Source organism: Halalkalibacter lacteus (assembly GCF_036663595.1).
Lineage (GTDB): Bacteria > Bacillota > Bacilli > Bacillales > Bacillaceae_D > Halalkalibacter > Halalkalibacter lacteus.
In genome coordinates this window covers 1-19,594 of the sequence record NZ_JAWRVL010000038.1, presented here as the reverse complement: position 1 = coordinate 19,594, position 19,594 = coordinate 1, and the positions used below count along the sequence as shown (strand labels likewise).

At 39.6% G+C, this 19,594-nt stretch carries 18 protein-coding genes and 1 rRNA gene; 3 read left to right on the top strand and 16 right to left on the bottom strand.

From position 1 onward, the window contains the following. The 12 genes from gvpT to SAZ04_RS19175 form a co-directional block, all read right to left on the bottom strand. On the bottom strand, window positions 1-453 hold the full coding sequence (gene gvpT, locus SAZ04_RS19230; RefSeq protein ID WP_332698339.1) for a GvpT/GvpP family gas vesicle accessory protein: 453 nt from the start codon (window positions 451-453) through the stop codon (window positions 1-3). A gap of 778 nt (window positions 454-1,231) precedes the next feature. Further along, window positions 1,232-1,519, bottom strand: a complete 288-nt coding sequence (locus SAZ04_RS19225; protein WP_332698336.1) for a thiamine-binding protein — start codon at window positions 1,517-1,519, stop codon at window positions 1,232-1,234. Between the two features lie 102 nt (window positions 1,520-1,621). Then, a complete protein-coding gene (locus SAZ04_RS19220) occupies window positions 1,622-2,056 on the bottom strand; it encodes a ferritin-like domain-containing protein (RefSeq protein ID WP_332698331.1) in 435 nt (144 codons plus the stop codon). 94 nt (window positions 2,057-2,150) lie between these two features. Then, window positions 2,151-2,504, bottom strand: a complete 354-nt coding sequence (locus SAZ04_RS19215) for a SpoIIAA family protein (protein ID WP_332698328.1) — start codon at window positions 2,502-2,504, stop codon at window positions 2,151-2,153. Between the two features lie 105 nt (window positions 2,505-2,609). Further along, entirely contained in the window at window positions 2,610-4,421 is a 1,812-nt protein-coding gene (locus tag SAZ04_RS19210) for a PTS sugar transporter subunit IIA (RefSeq protein ID WP_332698325.1), read from the bottom strand. Window positions 4,422-4,436: 15 nt separating this feature from the next. Then, entirely contained in the window at window positions 4,437-6,542 is a 2,106-nt protein-coding gene (locus SAZ04_RS19205; protein ID WP_332698322.1) for a BglG family transcription antiterminator, read from the bottom strand. A 312-nt stretch (window positions 6,543-6,854) separates the two neighbouring features. Next, window positions 6,855-7,856, bottom strand: a complete 1,002-nt coding sequence (locus tag SAZ04_RS19200; protein ID WP_332698319.1) for a zinc-dependent alcohol dehydrogenase family protein — start codon at window positions 7,854-7,856, stop codon at window positions 6,855-6,857. A 13-nt stretch (window positions 7,857-7,869) separates the two neighbouring features. Beyond that, the gene (locus SAZ04_RS19195; protein WP_332698316.1) at window positions 7,870-8,919 is read right to left on the bottom strand and encodes an NAD(P)-dependent alcohol dehydrogenase; all 1,050 of its coding nucleotides are present in this window, start codon (window positions 8,917-8,919) and stop codon (window positions 7,870-7,872) included. A gap of 31 nt (window positions 8,920-8,950) precedes the next feature. After that, window positions 8,951-9,766: a carbohydrate ABC transporter permease gene (locus tag SAZ04_RS19190; RefSeq protein ID WP_332698314.1), complete on the bottom strand. Its 816-nt coding sequence runs from the start codon at window positions 9,764-9,766 to the stop codon at window positions 8,951-8,953. Beyond that, window positions 9,763-10,689, bottom strand: a complete 927-nt coding sequence (locus SAZ04_RS19185; protein ID WP_332698311.1) for a carbohydrate ABC transporter permease — start codon at window positions 10,687-10,689, stop codon at window positions 9,763-9,765. The genes SAZ04_RS19190 and SAZ04_RS19185 overlap by 4 nt, the downstream gene beginning before the upstream one ends. Window positions 10,690-10,765: 76 nt before the next feature. Beyond that, window positions 10,766-12,166: an ABC transporter substrate-binding protein gene (locus SAZ04_RS19180; protein ID WP_332698308.1), complete on the bottom strand. Its 1,401-nt coding sequence runs from the start codon at window positions 12,164-12,166 to the stop codon at window positions 10,766-10,768. Window positions 12,167-12,871: 705 nt separating this feature from the next. Then, window positions 12,872-13,630, bottom strand: coding sequence for a 5-oxoprolinase subunit PxpA (locus SAZ04_RS19175; protein ID WP_332698306.1), 759 nt, complete (start codon window positions 13,628-13,630; stop codon window positions 12,872-12,874). A 247-nt stretch (window positions 13,631-13,877) separates the two neighbouring features. Between SAZ04_RS19175 and SAZ04_RS19170 the strand changes: the two genes are divergently transcribed. After that, window positions 13,878-14,645: an IclR family transcriptional regulator gene (locus SAZ04_RS19170; RefSeq protein ID WP_332698303.1), complete on the top strand. Its 768-nt coding sequence runs from the start codon at window positions 13,878-13,880 to the stop codon at window positions 14,643-14,645. Window positions 14,646-14,706: 61 nt separating this feature from the next. Here SAZ04_RS19170 and accC read toward each other — a convergent pair whose 3' ends face one another. The 3 genes from accC to pxpB all read right to left on the bottom strand — a co-directional run bounded on the left by accC (window position 14,707) and on the right by pxpB (window position 17,952). Further along, window positions 14,707-16,065 (bottom strand): acetyl-CoA carboxylase biotin carboxylase subunit, encoded by a 1,359-nt coding sequence (accC, locus tag SAZ04_RS19165; protein ID WP_332698387.1) that lies wholly within the window; start codon window positions 16,063-16,065, stop codon window positions 14,707-14,709. A 127-nt stretch (window positions 16,066-16,192) separates the two neighbouring features. Continuing rightward, the gene (locus SAZ04_RS19160) at window positions 16,193-17,200 is read right to left on the bottom strand and encodes a 5-oxoprolinase subunit C family protein (protein ID WP_332698300.1); all 1,008 of its coding nucleotides are present in this window, start codon (window positions 17,198-17,200) and stop codon (window positions 16,193-16,195) included. Then, on the bottom strand, window positions 17,197-17,952 hold the full coding sequence (gene pxpB, locus SAZ04_RS19155) for a 5-oxoprolinase subunit PxpB (protein WP_332698297.1): 756 nt from the start codon (window positions 17,950-17,952) through the stop codon (window positions 17,197-17,199). Before pxpB ends, SAZ04_RS19160 begins: the two co-directional genes overlap by 4 nt. 595 nt (window positions 17,953-18,547) lie before the next feature. On the opposite strand from pxpB, the gene SAZ04_RS19150 reads away from it, so the two are divergent. Next, on the top strand, window positions 18,548-18,727 hold the full coding sequence (locus SAZ04_RS19150; RefSeq protein ID WP_332698294.1) for a small acid-soluble spore protein H: 180 nt from the start codon (window positions 18,548-18,550) through the stop codon (window positions 18,725-18,727). A 189-nt stretch (window positions 18,728-18,916) separates the two neighbouring features. After that, a complete protein-coding gene (locus SAZ04_RS19145; protein WP_332698291.1) occupies window positions 18,917-19,333 on the top strand; it encodes a hypothetical protein in 417 nt (138 codons plus the stop codon). A gap of 185 nt (window positions 19,334-19,518) precedes the next feature. Here the strand turns inward: SAZ04_RS19145 and rrf are convergent. Then, a 5S ribosomal RNA gene (rrf, locus tag SAZ04_RS23575) occupies window positions 19,519-19,594 on the bottom strand; the annotation flags it as partial.

Below are 19,594 nucleotides of genomic sequence, written 5' to 3'. Positions count from 1 at the left end.
TTATTTCTTTGAATCCACTAGATCATTCAGCATGTTTTCGATTTTTTCAAGGCGTTCATTTAGGTTCTTATTATCTTCCTTAATCTCGTCATACTGGGAGGAATGATCTTCATCACTCGAGTTAATTTCCTTATCGTTATCATCGTTTTTCTTTTTCAGTGACAGTAAGCCTCCCTCAGATTTACTCATGTAACTAGAAGCTGTTTGTTTAATGCTATTAACCGCTTGCTCAGTAATGACCTCATGTGCGGTTCTTTTTAATTCTTTACTAGCAACTCTCAAAATCTCTGATTCACTTATACTTTTCAAGACTTTCTTGCTCGTTCCAGGACTAGATAGTAAGCCGATGCCTGCTCCTACAACTCCACCGATGATCGCTAAGTTCATAGAGTAGTTGCTGTCGTCTTTGTTTGCTTCCTTTTGCTTAGTTTCTTCTTTCTCTTTGACTGTCATATTTATCGCCTCATCTCTTTGATTCTTTTTCATTCAAAACAATCATGTTAGAAACGAAATTGCGGATAACGATCAAATTCTCTATGTGCAAGACCTTCTTCTTGAACGACTTTTTATTTTGTTTAGTCGTTATATACCATTAATCCATGAAATTTAAACGAGACTTTCTTTTACAAACTCATGATTTTCTTACTTTGAAATATTTGAAATGTTGATACTTATCCTATTTTTGAAAGGTTTTTAACTTGAAACGTTATATAGATTACAATTTTGTTACAACATTAAAAAAGGAAAAAAATAGACCATGGAAGTCCATGGCCTTAGTTAAACAATATGTAACAGTTATCCTTACTGCATCTTAATGTAGTGCCAGGCACTTGTCGAATTTTCCCATTAGCTGTTGGTGCAACGATCATTACTGGTGCACCTACTTCCGCCGACATATTAGTCACACTCTTAACATAATTAACAGCCTGCCTGCGTTTTTCAGGATCAGGATGAGCTAAATTGCAATACTTATACTAGCTTGTGGAATATTCATATTATACTAGATAGTAGATTCATCTCAAAAAAGACTCCTGACCCCCAGCACATTAACACATCACTGCACTGAGGGTCAGGAACCCTCCATGAACTACAACACTGGATTGCAGGCTTACCAAGCTACATCAAGGTTTACCTGCCTATTTCAGTGTGCGAAAGTTGAGTAATAAAAAACACTAAGATCCCATAATGGATCTCAGTGTTTTCGTGTAAGCGGGGCGTGCCAGGCACCTGGTTAAGATAATTTATCTCCTATTGTGACACCGCCATTCGGTTTGTAATGAACCTTAATGTTGGTAATACACTCAGACGCGCCTGTGTTAATCCCAACTTGTTGTGCTGTTTGAATCAATTCAAACACTTCATGCAAGTTCCCTTCGATGACTGTTTCCATTGGACCAATATGATATTTCAGACCAGAATCTTTCACGACCTCAAGTACTTCTGGAATCATCCCATCTGTATTCATATCTCTTCCATCCGGTAATATTTGAAACCCTGCTGTCACTGTTGCTGTTTCCATTTCTGATCATCCTTTCTTTCGATCATCATATTTATTAAAAATTACCTTTTAGATCCGTGAGTCATGTAGTCGCAGCTCGAACAACCTCGATTACGTTTTTCCCTAATTAAACTTCGTATCAGCAAGAATGCGGCCTAATTCTTCCATATGGTGTGTTTCATCTGCAATCATATCTTCAAGCTTTACTACGAGTTCGGTATGACCAAGTTCATCGGCTTGTTGCTTACGTGTTTCATAACGCAAAATCGTATCTTTTTCCGCTTGGCGCGCTTCTTCAAGCATTTCTTTCACGTCAGAATGCTGCTTCACCTCTGCTGGTGTTGTTGTCGGAATGCCACCAAGAGTTTTGATTTTCTCTGCTAGATAAAGAGCATGTCCTTGTTCATCTGAAACTTCCGCTTCGAAAAAAGGCTTTAACGTTTGCCTGTATAAACCAGATACAACAGCCGCATTGTTTGTATACATAATACTTGCTGCATATTCATTGGCTAAATCTTCATTTAAACCTTCAATTAACTCGACCATTTTCTTATCCATTCTAATCATCCTTTCGAGTATTTGTCTCTATTGTATGACTACCCCGTCTGCAAAGAACAAAACATAATTTCTATCCTCTATTCTACTGTCTAGCTTAAACCAACCACTCTAGCGCTTTCTCTCTTTCACCAAACTCAAAGTGTTTCACTTCAACTCCAGGTACAGAATCACCAAGCTTAGTGCTTACCTCAAGCCATTTCTTATCCGTAAAAACAGCAATCCTATGAAACTCTTTCCAATGACTCGCACTAAATCTAAGATCTTCCATAATTGCCTGCAAGGAGTACCCCTCTATTTCATAAACGGCAATAAATAGATTCAGCTTGTCAGTCTGTGCTTTTTTCTTCTTAAATTCGGTTTCAAACTCTTCGATATCCTCTTTTGCAATCTTTCCATTTACGACCACTTCCATGACCGTTTCGAAATTGTTCGGTTTTATCGCAATCATCAATAGAACCTCCCTTTTGTAGCTGTATTTATCTACTACCCATTACTAAATTTAAAGAAACATTTTTTTTATTCATATTTAGTTGTACCTCTTGAATAATCATCGTTACATCATTTCAACTTTACTTAAAAAAGAAAGAAACTTACCTTTTTCCCTTGTATTGATCAAAAATTGAATTTCATCCTTATTGTCAACCAAAGTAGCAATTGATGAAAGGATTCTCACCTGTTGATCTCCCGCACCAGCAATCCCAATTAAAATATAGGCTATTTCATGATCATATTGGATTCCTTCTTGAAATTGAGCTATGACAATACCAGGTGTGATGATCTTGGTACTTTTGCTATTTAGGCCATGCGGCAAAGCCACACCGTTTCCAATATAAGTTGACATCAATGATTCTCTTTTTAACATTTCGTCAATATAATCGCTAGTTACAAAACCTAACTCTTCCATACGCTTTCCTATCATTTTGATCGCTTCTACTTTGGAGGACACCTTACAATCTAGCATCAATTGTTCTTCCTTGATTACAGGCTTTTCTTCCATATGACTCTTAATCGTTATCATTAACTCATCATAAACATTCATATCAGTAAAAGTATCCAAGGCAACAACAATTGAATTAGGCGCTGCTTTGTGAGCCCTTTGTTTCAAGTTTTTATGTGTGACGACCATATCAGTACCCTTTGGGATCTCATCGACAGCAGCATGGTTAATCGTCACCTGTAAATTAGCTTCTTTCGCTCTCCTCTTTAATAAAGCAGCCCCCGTTGCACTTGAGCCCATACCTGCATCACATGCAAATATAATTTTTCCGATGGTTTTATTCGTAAAAGAACTCTCAGCGGAAGCGCTTGGTTTCTCTTTGTTTTTCATTGGTTGATTTTCTGTCATATTCTCGTTAGCCTGAGGCAAAGTTAGATCAACGTTTTTCAACAGAAAAAAGGCAATCGAGAAAGAAACCGCTGCTGAAATGAGAATGCCTCCGAACACAAAGAACATGTCCATTTTAGGTGCAAGTACGACCAACAAGAAAATACTCCCAGGAGAAGGAGTCGTAACCAAGCCTACATTTGTAAACTGAAAAAAAGCAATGCCGCATGTTCCACCTGCAATGACTGGTAACAATAAAATAGGTTTCATTAACACATAAGGAAAATAAACTTCATGAATCCCGCCAATTGCCTGAATACCGATGGCCGCTTTCACGGCATTTTTGTCTTTCTTTTGAGAAAACCTTAACAAATACGCCACTAACATCCCTAAACCCGGCCCAGGATTGGACTCAACTAAAAAGAAAATCGACTTCCCGAGTTCTTTCGCTTGCTGCATACCAATAGGCGAAAGAATTCCGTGATTCATAATATTATTCAAGAAAAAAACTTTACCAGGTTCAATAATGAAAGCAAGTAACGGTAACCAGCCAGAAGAACCTACTGATTCAATAAAACGATTAATTAAGTAAACTACATTCGTGAAAGAAGGACCAATGTAATAGAAGCTAACAATCATGAAGGTAACAGCAATCATCGCACCGATTACATTTCCGATAAGAAGTTCTAAGCCAATCGGTAAATAATCATTCGTAATATCTTCAACCTTTTTACTAATCCAACCAACTAATGGGCCAATGATCATCGCACCAATTAACATCGAAACCGGACTTGATACGATCAACCCTAGTACGACAATCGCAGCGACTACCCCAGCCTTTTTACCCCCGATGACTCGACCACCTGTATACCCGATAAGTAGAGGTAATAGCAAATTATACATTGGATCTACAAGGCTATATATCTCCTCATTTGGAAACCATCCGTATGCACCAAATAGGCTCTTTATTATGCCTATTGCAATGATGGCAGCAATATTTTGAAATATGATTGTACTGAATAATCTACCTAGCTTGTTCATTTTAAAAAAGCTCCTCTACTTTCGTTGCTCTTCTAATTTTTCATGTAGTAGCTTAGATAAAATCTCCTCTAACGAACTTTTCACTTCTTCTTTGGTCAGAAAAGCAAGTGTCGTAAGAAAAGAATCATCAACAAGTGTCGCACTTATTTCACTTATCATCTCTACATGTTCTTTTGGAGCCTCTGTTGGCACAGCTAATAATAAAACGACATCTATTTTACTTGTCGTATCGTTTGAGTTAACTGATTGAATAGGATGTTTTAATCGAAACACGGCACATAAAAGTTCACTAACTCCAGCTGTTTTTGCGTGTAGCATCATGACATTTCCTAAATGAAACCCACCTAATTCTTCTCGTTTTTCAAGGTCTTTCTGCAAGCAGTCACTACTTCTCACAACGTTATGATCAGCTATCCTCTGGACAATCAATGGAATGAATTTAGAATCCTGTTCAGTTTCTTCGATCAACGTAAAATTCCTTAGTATTTGCAACATCGCCTCCCCATATGTAGCAAATACCTTAATATCAGGTTTTTCTCTTACAGGTTGATTCTTATTTTGTTGTTCTAATGATAGTTCTGTTATTGCCTTTTTGATTACTTGAAGATCTCTTTCCAGTAAAAAAGGATTAACAAGTAAGAGCTTTACACTTAGTAAACGTTGTAATGGAACTGTCGAGATCACAAGATGAATTGTATTGTGTTTATTATTTTCTTCGAGCCATTCTGTCAATTTTGATACGGACACAATATCAACAATGTTTAAGTTTGAAAATTCTAGTTTCAGCTTAGAAGCTAGAAACCGCGACGTTCCAAAGCCACTGGCACATACAACCACTACATTATATTGTTGAACCGCGTTTTCTTCTATTCGTAATAGCGTTGCTCCGATATGAGTTGCTAAATAGCCAACTTCTGCATCAGGTATCTCATACCCTGTTTTCATCGTAATTTGTTTACATCCTTCAACACATGCCAAAAAGACATTTGAAAAGTGCTCCTCAATATATTCAAGCATTGGGTTATGAATTTGTAACCCTAACTCGAGTCTCGTAATTGCTGGGATTAGATGTGTCACTAACCCATCAAGTAAACTTTGATCGCTAGAAAGGTTTACTGATAACTGTTCCTCAATGACCTTTACAAAACTTCTCGTAATGTCGAGCCAATACAAAGAATCAACATCGACGTTGTCACCAGAAATCAACCTTATTCCATATAAGTGCATAGCTATGTATGCCACTTCAACTTCTGGAATTTTACTATTTATATAGGACTCTATTTTCTTTGCAATTTTAGATGCAAGTGGATAGTAGTCAACATTTATAGAATTTGAAACGCTTTCATCCTCAGCAACAAATTCGCCGTGACGAATTCGATCAAGAGTTAACGATAAATGAATAAGTAAGTTGATATAATCACGGTCAGAAGGCTCTATTTCATGTTGAGTAGCAATCACTTCTCTTAGAATCTTTTCCACATAGATGATATCTGGAATATGCACACTGCTAAGTAATGGGTTATTTTGAGTTAATGACATCCATTTATTGTTCGAATCATTAGATGAATAAATAATTTCCAACCATTTTTCAAGCGTAATGCCTAAATAAAAGATTTGTGCTGCCGCCATTCTTATTTGCTTTTCAGATCCACTTACAAACACACCTAGACCTGGTTTCCGAATTAACTTCACATGATAAGACCGTAACCAATCTTCAATATGATCAAGATCATGGCTTATTGTCGCTTCTGTTACTTTATACTTATTACTAAAGCTAAACAATTTTGCCGGCTCTCTATTTAATAGTAACTCAGATATTAGTCCTTGCTGGCGTTCCTCTGGAGAGTAGATAACATCGGTTTCAAATACGGCTAATAACTCAAACAGCTTCTTTCTACCTTCCTCACTCCCCTCTATTTTCACGCCGACACCAAGCTTTTTCATAAGCTTCAAATCAAAGTCGATAAGAATGAGATTGATCGATTTAAATTCACGTTGAACGGTTCTCGTACTAACTTTTAATTCATTCGCTAGCTCCTTAACCGTTATTGGCTGCGTTTTCTCTAGGAGAAAACGTACTAACTTTTCTTGACGTGAATTAATATATAGTTCATTAGCCATAACGTTCCCCCTAGAACCATTACATTTTCTTCATTTGCTTTTTTTAACCAAAAATCCCTTATTATAATGCAGGCAATACTCTTCTGTTCTATTAATCTTATAACTTCTGCGTAAAATTTAAAATAGAAAATACCACCAATCGTAGTAGAGGCTACTGAAAAAGGTTGGTTTTCACCTTTTTCAGTAGCCTCTAAGCAATGAGCGTAACCGTTGCATGGTTTTAAAAGCTTGCTATGAATGGGTTTGTCATAGCAAGCGCGCAACGTGTGGAGCCATTGCCCCCAAAGCGTTTTTTTCCTTTTTGAACAACCTTTATATCTTAATTTGTACCTTCAATAAATCTGGGTCTCTATTTGAATGAAAAAACTCTACTGTCTCTTCTAATGTAAGAGTCTTTGAAACTAACGACTCGAGTTCAATTCTGCCTTCTTTCACCCAATGAAAAGCAGGTAAGAATGTATGGTTTATTGCCATAGACCCTATGATCGTCCAGTCTTTATTATAAAGTTTAAACGGGCTAATAGAAATATTGGCATCTTCTGCCGTTACCCCAAATTGAAGGTATTTTGCCGTTGGACCCATAAATTCGAGTGCCTGTTCAATAACTTGCGGAATTCCTGTTGCATCGACCACGACATCAAAGCCATGCGGGTATTCTTCCTTCAATTGTGCAATATCCTGACTAAGAACTCCTTTTGTTGCTCCTCTGTTGATCGCCATATCTAGCTTCTTTTGGGAAATATCGATAACAACAAGTTCTGATGCACCTGCCATTTTCAAAGACTGAACGAGCTGCTGTCCCATAGCACCTGCACCAAATAAAGCGACACGATCCCCCACTTGAAGTTGTAATCGATTCATACCATGGACAACACACGCCATTGGTTCAATGAAAGCAGCTACTTCAAAGCTTAAAGAATCAGGAAGTTTTACTACATTTTCACTTGGGACACTGACAAATTCCGCCATGCTGCCGCTTACTGTATTTCCAAGCGCACCCCAATTTTCGCATTGATTCCCACGGTGTGTTAGGCAATACTGACACTTGCCGCAAAATAACGAAGGATCCGCCGTGACACGGTCGCCCACTTTAACATTGGTAACATTTTCGCCTACTTCGTGAACAACACCGGAAAACTCGTGACCAGGAATAATTGGATACGGAGAAATGAATTCTCCTTTAAAAATATGAACATCCGTTCCACAAATCCCAACATTCTCTACTTTAATCGTAACACCGCCAGCACCCGGTTTCGGATAAGGAACTTCTTTCACAACTGCAACATTTGGCTCTTCTATTACTAATGCTTTCATTTTCTTCACCTCGTTAGTTAGTATAAATCATAACTTTAATGCTTTTATCTTTTTCTGTTCTCGCAAGCTCAACGGCTTCTTTCGTATCTTTTAACGCAAATTTATGCGTAATGACTTCTTCTAATTTGCTTTTTGATTTTTGCAGGGCAGAAATGGCGATTGGGTACGTGTTCGCATAACGAAAGATTCCGACAATATCAATTTCTGAATCGATTAAATGAGGAACATCAAACGGAATATCGCTCACAAGAGGCAGACCTACCAAGACAACCCTCCCGCCACGATTTACAATCTTCACTGTTTCGGAAATAGCATATTGATTCCCTGACGTTTCCACGACCACACTAACACCTTCACTACATACTTTTAGTAATTCCTTTTGGATGTTTGATTGTGTTGGATCAAACACTGCTGTTGCACCCATCTCTAGTGCTTTTTCACGTCGGAGGGGTACAACATCACTTGCATAAATTTCAGTGACACCAACCATTTTTGCCGCCTCAATTGTCAGTAAGCCAATTGGACCTAACCCTGATATAAAAATACGATCACCAGGTCCTACCTTTCCTCGTTTCATCGCATGAATTCCAACAGATAATGGCTCAAGGAGCGCTCCTTCTTCAAAGCTTATTTCATCCGGAAGCGTAAATACAAAGTCACTACGAATCGTAATATATTCTGCAAAGGCCCCATCAACCGGCGGTGTTGCCATAAAGACAACATCTGGACAGAGGTTATACCGGCCTGATTTGCAATAGTCACATCGTCCGCATGTTACACCGGGCTCAATTGCAACTCGGTTTCCTACTGAAACATTAGTCACATCTTTACCAATTTCTACAACTTCTCCGGATAATTCATGTCCGAGAATAATCGGTTCCTTCACTTCATAGCGACCAATTTTCCCATGTTCATAGTAGTGAACATCAGATCCGCATATCCCAATGCAGTGAATTTTCACTAACACCTCATCCTCTTTCGGTTCTGGAACGCTTACTTTTTTGATATTGATTGAAAGGGGGCGATCCATTACTGCTGCATCCATTACATTTTTACTTGTCATCTTAATCACTCCTTTTTAGAATCAAATTCTCCTACCCTTTTACAGCCCCTGCGGTTAACCCTTGAACTAACTGCTTTTGCGTAAACCAGCCTAAAATCAACACTGGTAAAATTGATATCGTAGCCGCTGCAGACATCTTAGCCCAGAACAGCCCTTCTTGCGTCATAAACGTAGACATATAAACGGGCAATGTGCCTGCATTTGTATACGTTAAGGTGATGCCAAAGAAAAACTCATTCCAAGCAAAGACCATACACAAAAGCGACGTTGAGATAAGACCCGGTCTAACAAGCGGAAGAACGATTTTAAAGAAACACTGCAATCCTGTTGCTCCATCAATGGCAGCAGCTTCAATAATCTCATTCGAAATATCCAAAAAGAATGTACGCATCATCCAAATAATGATCGGAATATTCATAGCAGAGTACAAAATCACTAGCGATAACAAAGAATCTAGTAGATTCAAATTTTTAAAGATTAAATAAACGGGAACGATCACCCCTGCAATCGGCAAGAACTTCGTAGAGATAAACCAGAATAGTATATCATTTCCTTTTTTCACCTTATACATTGCTAGTGCATAAGCAGCTGGCACCCCTAGTAATAGAGAAAAGAGTGTCGTAAAAATCGTCACAATAACGGAATTCTGGAAGAACTCCCTTACACCTAAATCCCACACTAACTTGTAATTATCTAATGTTGGTTCAAAGAAAAAAGTAGGTGGAATAATAACAGCTTCTCCTTCATTTTTAAATCCGGTTAGTAAAATCCATAAAATCGGAAAGAAATAAAGGAAAGCAATGAGATACGTTAGGACCGTTAATAATTTTCCTAGTAATCGTTTCATGACTGTTCCTCCCTAGAGATACGACGTATGATGAAAAACAAGAATGTCATGATAATAATCGTCAGAATGGCTGTAATGACACCAACTGCTGCTGCACCACCTATATCCCAACTCTGGAACCCAACTCGATACGTATAAAATGGTAAGTTTGTTGAAGCAAATCCAGGTCCCCCAGAAGTTGTGACAAAGATCTCTCCAAACACTTGTAAAATAAACATAAGTCCGAGTAGGATAACGACTTCAAAATACCGTAATAAATGTGGAATAATGACATAGAAGAACTGTTGTACAATATTTGCCCCATCTAGCTGAGAAGCTTCTAGTAGCTCACCTGGTAGCGATTGCAATCCCGCTAGTAAAATAAGCATAAAAAATGGAATCCACATCCATGAAACGACGAATATAATGGTTTGCAACGGATAATGTGCTAGGAAATCTACAGGTGTCATACCGAGTAAATTCGCAAAGTATGCAGCAAAACCAAAGTTAGGATTCAAAATCATCGTCTTCCAAATAATCGCCGAAACGGTTGGCATAACAAAGAATGGAGAAACTAACATAGTACGGACAATTCCTTTACCAAAGAAATCTCGATTCATTAGTAAAGCAAACGCCATACCTAGGACTAAGCAGATTAGTAACGATCCTGCTGTAAGAACAAAGGAATTTCCGAGTACTGTCCAAAAAACAGGTTCCGTTAAAATTTTCGTGTAATTTGATAAACCAGTGAACGTTATCCCACGGTCTGGTCTCATTAAGTTCCAGCTATGCAAACTATAATAAATCGTTAAAAGAAATGGGATTTGCGTTACGACAGCAACGAAAATGATACTCGGTAAAAGCAACCTCTTTATTGGGTATTCATGATTCTTTTTTTCTTTTTTCACTTGAAACTTACTCTTGTGACTAGGTACTGTTTCCATCACTTTAGCCTCCCATTAGAGGTTATTAGAAGTGGAGAGAAGCAATACTCCCCACTCTTTTTTCTAACCTATTGATTTATTTGTAGCCGCCTTCGTCTGCAATTCTTTCTGCTAATCTTTGTGCTGCTTCCATTGCGTCATCAACTGATTTTTGACCTGCAATTGCAGCAGCAATTTCCTGACTAACCTCTAGTCCTAATTGTTGGAATTCAGGAATAGCAACATATTGGATTCCTTTATAAGGTACAGGCTCTATTGTTGGGTTTTCAAATTCCGCTTGATCCATTGAACGTTGCACCATATCAGCAAATGGAGCAGCTTCTTGGTACTTAGGGTTTGCATAAGTGGATGCGCGGGTTCCAGAAGGCGCAACGCCCCATCCTTCACTTTCCCCAACTTTTTCGATGTATTCTTGGCTTGTAGCCCACTTAATGAAATCAAACGCTTGCTCTTTGTTTTTACTTGCAGATTCAACTGCTAGAGACCAAGCCCATAACCAACCGTTGTTATCTTTTGCTTGAGAAGGGGCAAAAGCATATCCTATTTTCCCAGCAACTTGCGAGTCAGAAGAGTTTAAGAACCCAGCTGCAACCGTCGCATCATACCACATAGCCGCTTTCCCTGTTGACATTAGTGTAAGCGCTTCAGTAAAACCGGTTGTCGTAGCCCCAGGTTGACCTGCTTCATCTAATAGATCTACATAAAATTGAACGGCTTCCTTTGTTTCAGGACTTGATAATTGTGCGTTCCAATCCATGTCGTACCATGAACCACCAAATGCATTAATAATCGTTCCGAGTGGCGCCATCATCTCACCCCAACCAGGAAGTCCACGAATAATAATACCTGGTACATCGTTTGCCTCTTGAACTTTCACTGCTAACTCTGCCACTTCATCCCATGTTGGGCTTTCTGGCATTTCGATACCAGCTGTTTCAAACATCTCTTTGTTGTAGTACAACATACTACTTTCACCGTAAAATGGTAACGCATACAATTCATCGTCATAAGAAAGAGCACTTCGTAACGCTTCAAAAATATCTTCCACATCATAAGCATTTCTTTCCTCTTCACTTAAAGAATCAAAATGAGGATTTAGAGATTCAATCCAACCATTTTCAGCCCAGATAGGTGCATCATAAGTACCGATCGTGACAATATCAAATTGACCTGCACCAAGTGCTACATCTTCCGTTACTTTCTTACGCAGTTCATTTTCTGGTAAAACAACGAAATTAACTGATGTTCCTGTCTCTGCTTCATAATCTTTAGCCATTTTTTGCATGATTTGCATGTCAGGGTTATTCACAGTTGCAATGGTTAAATCGCCGCTATTTGTTGAAGCGCTTTCATTTTGATCTGTATTATTCGCTCCACTACTTGGTGTTTCTTCATTCGTTGTTTTTGATCCACCGCAACCTACCAATAAAAGCGCTGCTAATACTAGTACTGCAAATAAGTTAAATAGTTTCCCCATCCGTCTTCCCCCTCGAATATTTTTTGAAAATTATTTTTTCTTACATTTGAAGTATAGCAGTGGATCTTAGCTTCTAATAGTTGAAGATGTCATAACTTTGTCACAACTAAGATATGACATTTTTTAATATAGGAGGAAACCTCAGACTTATCAATAGATTCAGAAGTTATTCTCATTCTCACCGTTCTCAACAGTTCCTATTTCAAACTAAAAATTTAATCTCAAATTTAAAACATTGAATACATACTCAGTATCTTTCCCCCTATCCCCCCAAAAAAGAGGCTAAATCTAACAGCCGCATACAGGAGCAGCAATCAGAAACAGCCTCTTCGTTTGAATTAGTCTTCGATTTCAACAGTTAGAGTGCTTTGTGTTCCAGGAATAGATGTATGGTTGTTTTCAGCTAGTTCGATTTCCACTTCGTATGTCCCAGCTGGGAAGTCTTCAGGGGCAAGTTCAGTAGTGAAGTTGTAATCATTAACCCCAACTCGTGTTCCTGCCGCTTCCTCACCTTCTTGTTTAAACCAAAGGTGAGCATGATATTGACCATCAACGTTTTCAACACCATAGTTTTCTACTGAAAGATCGGAGTTTGTTGGCTCCCAGTCGAATGTTAACGTACCTCCATCGATATTTAAATCGTATGTAAAATCAACTTCCGCTCCCCTTCGACAAAATATAGCAAAATCCGGGCGGTGCCAGGCACTATCCCACAGCAGAAATTTTCACACCTTCTGCTAGAAGAGCCTCACGTAACTCCCTAGCAAAATTAAGTGCACTTGGTCCATCCCCATGAACACAAATGGTATCTGCTTGCATGGGAATGATTGAACGATCAACGGCTTGAACGGTACTCGTTTTCACCATCGTTAACACTTGTTCAACGGCTTCCTCTGTATGATGAATTAACGCATTGTGCTCGGTACGAGGGGTTAGTGTTCCATCAGGCTGATAGGTGCGATCAGCAAATACCTCATTGGCTACCGTTAATCCAACTCGTGAGCCAGCTTTTGTTAGCTCACTTCCTGATAAGCCAAACAAAACAAGGGATGGGTCCGTATCATAGACTGCCTTGGCTATCGCTTCTGCTACAACAGGATCTTTAGCAGCCATATTAAACAACGCTCCATGAGGCTTCACATGGTTCATAGGAACATCATGAATGTAACAAAAGCCTTTCAGCGCACTGATTTGATAGATGACAAAATGGTAAATGTCCATTGGATCTGTTTCAATAACTCTTCTTCCAAACCCGAGTAAGTCAGGAAACCCGGGATGGGCACCAATGCTAACACCTTTTTCTTTCGCCATTTTTACCGTTTTCGCCATCACATTGTGGTCACCCGCGTGATACCCACAAGCGATATTGGCTGACGTGATGTGTTCTAGAATGAGTTCATCTTGTCCGACTACAAACGTACCGAAGCTTTCTCCTAAATCACAATTAAGATCAACCGATTTCATTGAATTCTCCTTTCTTAGTAAACGAAACTTCTCTTTCTTGGCCGAAACTCCTTCCTGATTGTCCCAAACACCATCCTTCTTTTTCAGTAAGGGACGAATGCCCACGAGATCAGCTAACCCAATAATGGTTGAGCGATGAGCTGCTAGTAATATACACTGGTCGTCTAGACAATCACCAGTCGTTTTTAGTAGAATAAATAAGTAATTTTAATTATCTAAATCGTATATCGATAAGGGGAAGTTACTCGTGCAAAACAAAAATAAAACCGTTGTTAAGTCTATGGAACTCCTAGATCTTTTTCGAACAAATCAGAAGTTAAGCTTAAATGAAATGGTTCATCTTTCTGGCATTCCGAAAACCTCTGCCCACCGGATGATTGGCTCACTAGAAGAAATGGGATTTCTTAGCAAAGACGCGGAAGGAAAGTATACTCTTGGCATGCTCTTTCTTGAGTTTGGACAACTTGTCGCAGAGCGCCTCGATATGAGGAAAATCGCCTACCCGATCATGAAAGATCTTCGTGATGAAATTGGCGAAGCTGTCAACCTTACGATGAAAGAGAACAAGGAAGTAGTTTATGTTGAAAAGCTTGACACGATGCATCCAGTGAGACTTTTCACAAAAATAGGCAGACGTTCTCCCCTCTATACAGGAGCTTGTTCACGAATTATTCTTGCCTATTTACCCGAAAAAGAACAAGAAGACTATCTTAATGAGACTGAGCTTTTGCCTTATGCCATAGGGACGATCACAGATAAGGAAACACTCCGTTCCGTTTTGCGAAAGTCCAGGCAAGATGGATATACGATTAGTCATTCTGAACTCGAAAACCATACGTCTTCGGTCGCCGCCCCGATTTTTGATCACACAGGCCAAGTAGCAGGTGGTATTAGTGTAGCAGGACCTGATGTTCGTTTTCAAAAAGAGCAATTGCCGACTTTAATTAAAAAAGTAAAAACAGCTGCCGCGGACATATCACAGAAACTCGGCTATTCAAGTCCTTTGAGAACGTAAACAGGAGGGCTTTTTTTGTTTCTCATTTAGAGAATCGCTTGAAGTTGTCAAAACCCCCGCTCTACTCTTTTTCTTCATAATCAAATTGATGCTTATCTAAAAACGTCGTATTAAAATCCCCTTTAACGAACGATTCATGAGACAGCAATTTCAGATGAAACGGGATCGTCGTTTGAATGCCTGTCACGACAAGCTCATCAAGAGCTCGCTTCATGCGCTGGATGGCGTCCGTTCGATCTTTCCCCCACACAATGATTTTGGCAACCATTGAATCATAGAAAGGGGAAATCGTGTATCCAGGATAAATAGCACTATCAACTCGGACCCCAAATCCTCCTGGAGGAAGGTACATGTCGATCTTCCCTGGGGAAGGCATAAAGTTTTTGAGCGGGTTTTCTGCGTTAATACGACATTCAATGGCCCACCCATTAATGATCACATCGCTTTGTGTAAAGGAAAGTGGATATCCCGCCGCAACAGAAAGTTGTTCTTGAATAAGATCGATTCCTGTAACCATTTCTGTGACAGGGTGCTCTACTTGAATACGAGTATTCATTTCCATAAAGTAAAAGTCACCGTGTTTATCTAGTAGAAATTCGATTGTTCCGACACCATGATAATGAACAGCTTTTGCTGCTTTGACTGCAGCTTTTCCCATTTGCTTGCGAAGGGATGGATCGAGTGCGGGGGAAGGAGCCTCTTCTACAAGCTTTTGGTGACGTCGTTGAATCGAACAATCTCTTTCGCCAAGATGAACGACATTTCCATGTTTATCGGCAATAATCTGAATTTCGACATGACGAGGTTCTTCTACGTACTTTTCTAGGTAGACTCCAGCGTTTCCAAACACCGTTTTCGCTTCGTTTTGGGCCTGACGAATGGCCTTGTCTAATTCCTTCTCATTATATGCTAGTCTCATCCCTTTGCCGCCACCACCGGCTGTCGCTTTTATAATGACGGGAAACCCAATATCCCTTGCGATGACAAGAGCATCTTCGACCTCAGCAATTAGCCCCTCTGTCCCTGGAACAGTCGGGACTCCTGCAAGCTTCATCGTTTCCCTTGCTACCGACTTATCGCCCATTTTGTGGATGGATTCCGGCTCTGGTCCTACAAAAATCAAGTTGCATTCTTGACATAATTCAGCGAAATCGGCATTTTCGGAAAGAAATCCATATCCAGGATGAATGGCATCAGCCTGAGTTAGGAGCGCAACGCTCATTAAGTTCATTTTATTTAAGTAGCTTTCTTTGGAAGCGGTTGGACCAATGCAGAAGGCCTCATCTGCTAACGTTACATGTAAAGCCTCGCGGTCAGCTTCTGAGTAGACGGCAACGGTTGCAATCCCCATTTCCTTACATGCTCGAATGATCCGAACCGCTATCTCTCCTCTATTTGCAATTACTACTTTTTTTAGCATCATATCCCTCTCTTCTGTTGCTCTGATAATGGCCATCGTTACCCTCGTTTGATTTTTACTAATGGCTCGCCATATTCGACTAACTGACCATCTTTAACAATTTAACACTCCTCCCCTTATCTTTTCCTCACTCCGTAGTCATCTTAAGTGTGACTCCGGCCCGCAACTCCTGTAAATCATTTTCTCGACTCAAATAAAGCGCCTCAGCCTTCTGCATACTCACTTCTTTAAACTGAATTTGTTCCCCTGGCTTCATTTGTGCTAAAAGAGAGAGATCAACTGTCACGACTTGTCCTATTCTTGGATAGCCCCCCGTCGTTTGACGATCCGCCAGCAAAATAATGGGTTGCCCATTTGATGGTACTTGAATCGTTCCAAGAGTTACCGCTTCTGAAATCATCTCAAAAGCATCCGTTCGGGTTAACGGATCACCTGAAAGTTTGTAGCCCATCCGGTCCGATTGTGGTGTTACTTTGAACACTTGGTCAAAAAAGGCGTTTCTAGATTCCTCTGCAAACTGTTCATAATGAGATCCAAGAGTGACTCGTATCGTATTGATCTTTTCATCTGGTATGGCAAATTCTGTCGTGACACTCCATGTTGTTGTTGAAAAACGTTCATCGCTACTTTTTACCAACTGTTCAATTAGCTGTAATGCTTGTTCGGATGGTGCTCGAAACCGAAGAACGTCGTCCGCTTCTAATGCTCGTCCATGATACCCACCAATTCCTGCGCGAAGATAGGTGCTAGCACTCCCCATTACTTCCTCCACACAAAGCCCACCTGCTACCGCTAAATAAGCGCGGCATCCAGACCTACATGGCCCAAATTGAAGAACACTTCCTTTCCTTACATAGACCGGTTTCCATAAAGGAATGGGAAGCTTATCAATCGTTGGCGCAAGATCTCCTCCCGTTATCGCAATTAGGAGATCTTGCTCTACTTTCAAGGTTGGACCTGCCAACGTTAGTTCCAGAGCTGCTTCTCCTTCACCATTTCCAACCAATATATTTGCTACTCGAAGCGCATAACAATCCATCGCTCCACTCACAATCACTCCATACTTTTGAAACCCGACTCTTCCTAAATCCTGAATACTCGTAAGCAGACCCGGGCGAAGAATTGTCATACTCATTGTGAGTCCCCCTTATACGCTGTAAACTCTTTCAGTGAAATAGGTTTGAAGCGAATCACATCTCCTGATTGCAGCAAAGATGGAGGATTCTCACTTGGTCGGAAAAGCTCCAGTGGTGTCCGACCAATGATCTGCCAACCACCAGGTGACCCAATCGTATAGACCCCTGTTTGTTTTCCCGCTATTCCTACCGATCCCTTTGCGATCTTCATCCGCGGATCAGCTCTTCGTGGAGCGGCAATCTGTTCAGACATTCCTCCCAAATACGGAAAACCAGGTGCAAACCCAATCATATAGACGAGATAATCTCCCCCTGAATGGATGTGAATAACTTCATCAGTCGTTAAATTGTTGTTCTTTGCCACAAATTCTAAATCTGGACCAAATTCCCCACCATAGCACACAGGAATGTCGACTTCCTTTTTTGTGTCTTCCATTGAGTTTTCTAAACCTAGAACGACCTGTTTTATTTTCGAATACATGATTTCATATGCTGTCTCTGTTTTCTCTAGACTAGGTTGTTTCTTTAGTTGAAGAACGCTAAAGGGATCATAATATACCGTGACACTTGTAAATGCTGGAACATATTCAATCATTCCCTCAATGGGATGGGTCTCAAGATAGTTTGCAAACGTTTTTACCTTACGATGGATTGTGACATCAATACTCGTTCCAAACGTAACCATGATCGCCCTATCTCCTAATGGATGAATAGTAAAATCAACATGTTCTTTCTCTTCCATCAAACTCATTTTTTCACCGCTTTTCTTCATTCCGAATTTCGGAACAAATATTCCGTTTTTCATTATAAGAATTATTATAATTGTTTGAATATAAAATAACAATACAATTGTTAGGTAAACTTCTTTATACTTTGTGCTTAAAGTAGGAAAACAATGCTATATAAAAGGTTGCTTCCCCCAAATGTGTCACCATTCTTTTTAACAAAAAATAGGAGAATTGGCAGTTATGCCAACTCTCCTATTTTTGTTTAACTTAATCTTATTTATTGAAGAATACCATAAATGTAAGAGCTATTAATGTAAAGATTCCTGGATTTTTACGTTTCGTATTTGTCATGTGAATTGCCTCCTGGTTGTTGATCTCTTCTTGTTAAGTTAATCATAACAATCTTGAAATCAGCTGTAAGTATTTTCGTTAGATAATGTGACATTATAATATATATATAAAATACATGTTTTACTTAACATCAATTTAGACAAACAAGAAACAGTTCGGACACCGATACTCAATTCGACAAACTTTAAATTATTTCACTTACAACAGTATAACTATGTCATTTCTACAAATATTATAAAGGCTACAAATCAAAAGGAGGTAACGACAATGGACTCACAACGAGCACAAGAAATCGCTTTTTCTACAAATATGGCAAATGTAACGTATAACGGGAACCCTATCTATATTGAGCATGTGGATCAACAAAATGGAACAGCTACCATTCATCCCCTTGATGACCCAAATCAAAAACAGAGTGTTTCTGTAACCAATTTATCAGAGGAATAATGTAGAGGAACATTTCCCTACCATATCAAACAAGCCCTCCCATTAAGGTGGGGGCATGTTTGGTTACGTTATTTGCCATCTTACTTCGTAGTGTAACTACCTAGGACGGGTAGTTCATTTTGTTAGTGACCAGCGCGATGATACAACAAAGTACATGTACCGCATTGAAATCGCGTCTTTACAGCTTCGATGTCAAGAACGTCTATCAGTAATTATGATTATAATAATCAGGGAACTGACCCGAGCCTTGTCCATAAGAGTACCCATGATGCAAATGATAGTCATGATGATCCGTTACCTGAGTTTGATGATGTTTCGGTTGGCTGTGAGCTTCATGACTATAATGTTGAGGATAGTGGTGATGCCATTGATACTCATGCCCGTGATTGTAACCTGGTTGATGTCCAAAATTTCCATGTCCGTGATGTCCAGGATAGAAACTTGGATGGTGCCAGACGTGCTTGTGCCCCTGCTGGAAACCGTGTCCATACCCTACGGGAGAGAATGGTCCCATTCCTTGAAATGCTGTTGCAAACATATAATCACCTTTTCCTAAGAGATAAGATATCCTATTATCAAGAATCTGATAAGAGCTTATCCCTATGAAAATTAGGCAAAGGCACCTGCTAAAGTCAAAAGCAAAACCGGTACGAGTAATTAAACAAGGTGGATAGTGATTACAGCTGTTGCTTCCCTTATCTAGTCATCCTAACTATTTCGCGGGAAATACATGATATGACAAATTTCCACACGAACAGAAAAAAGCATTCCTTAACGGAATGCTTTTAGATGCCTGGCAACGTCCTACTCTTGCAGGGGGAAGCCCCCAACTACCATCGGCGCAAAAGAGCTTAACGACCGTGTTCG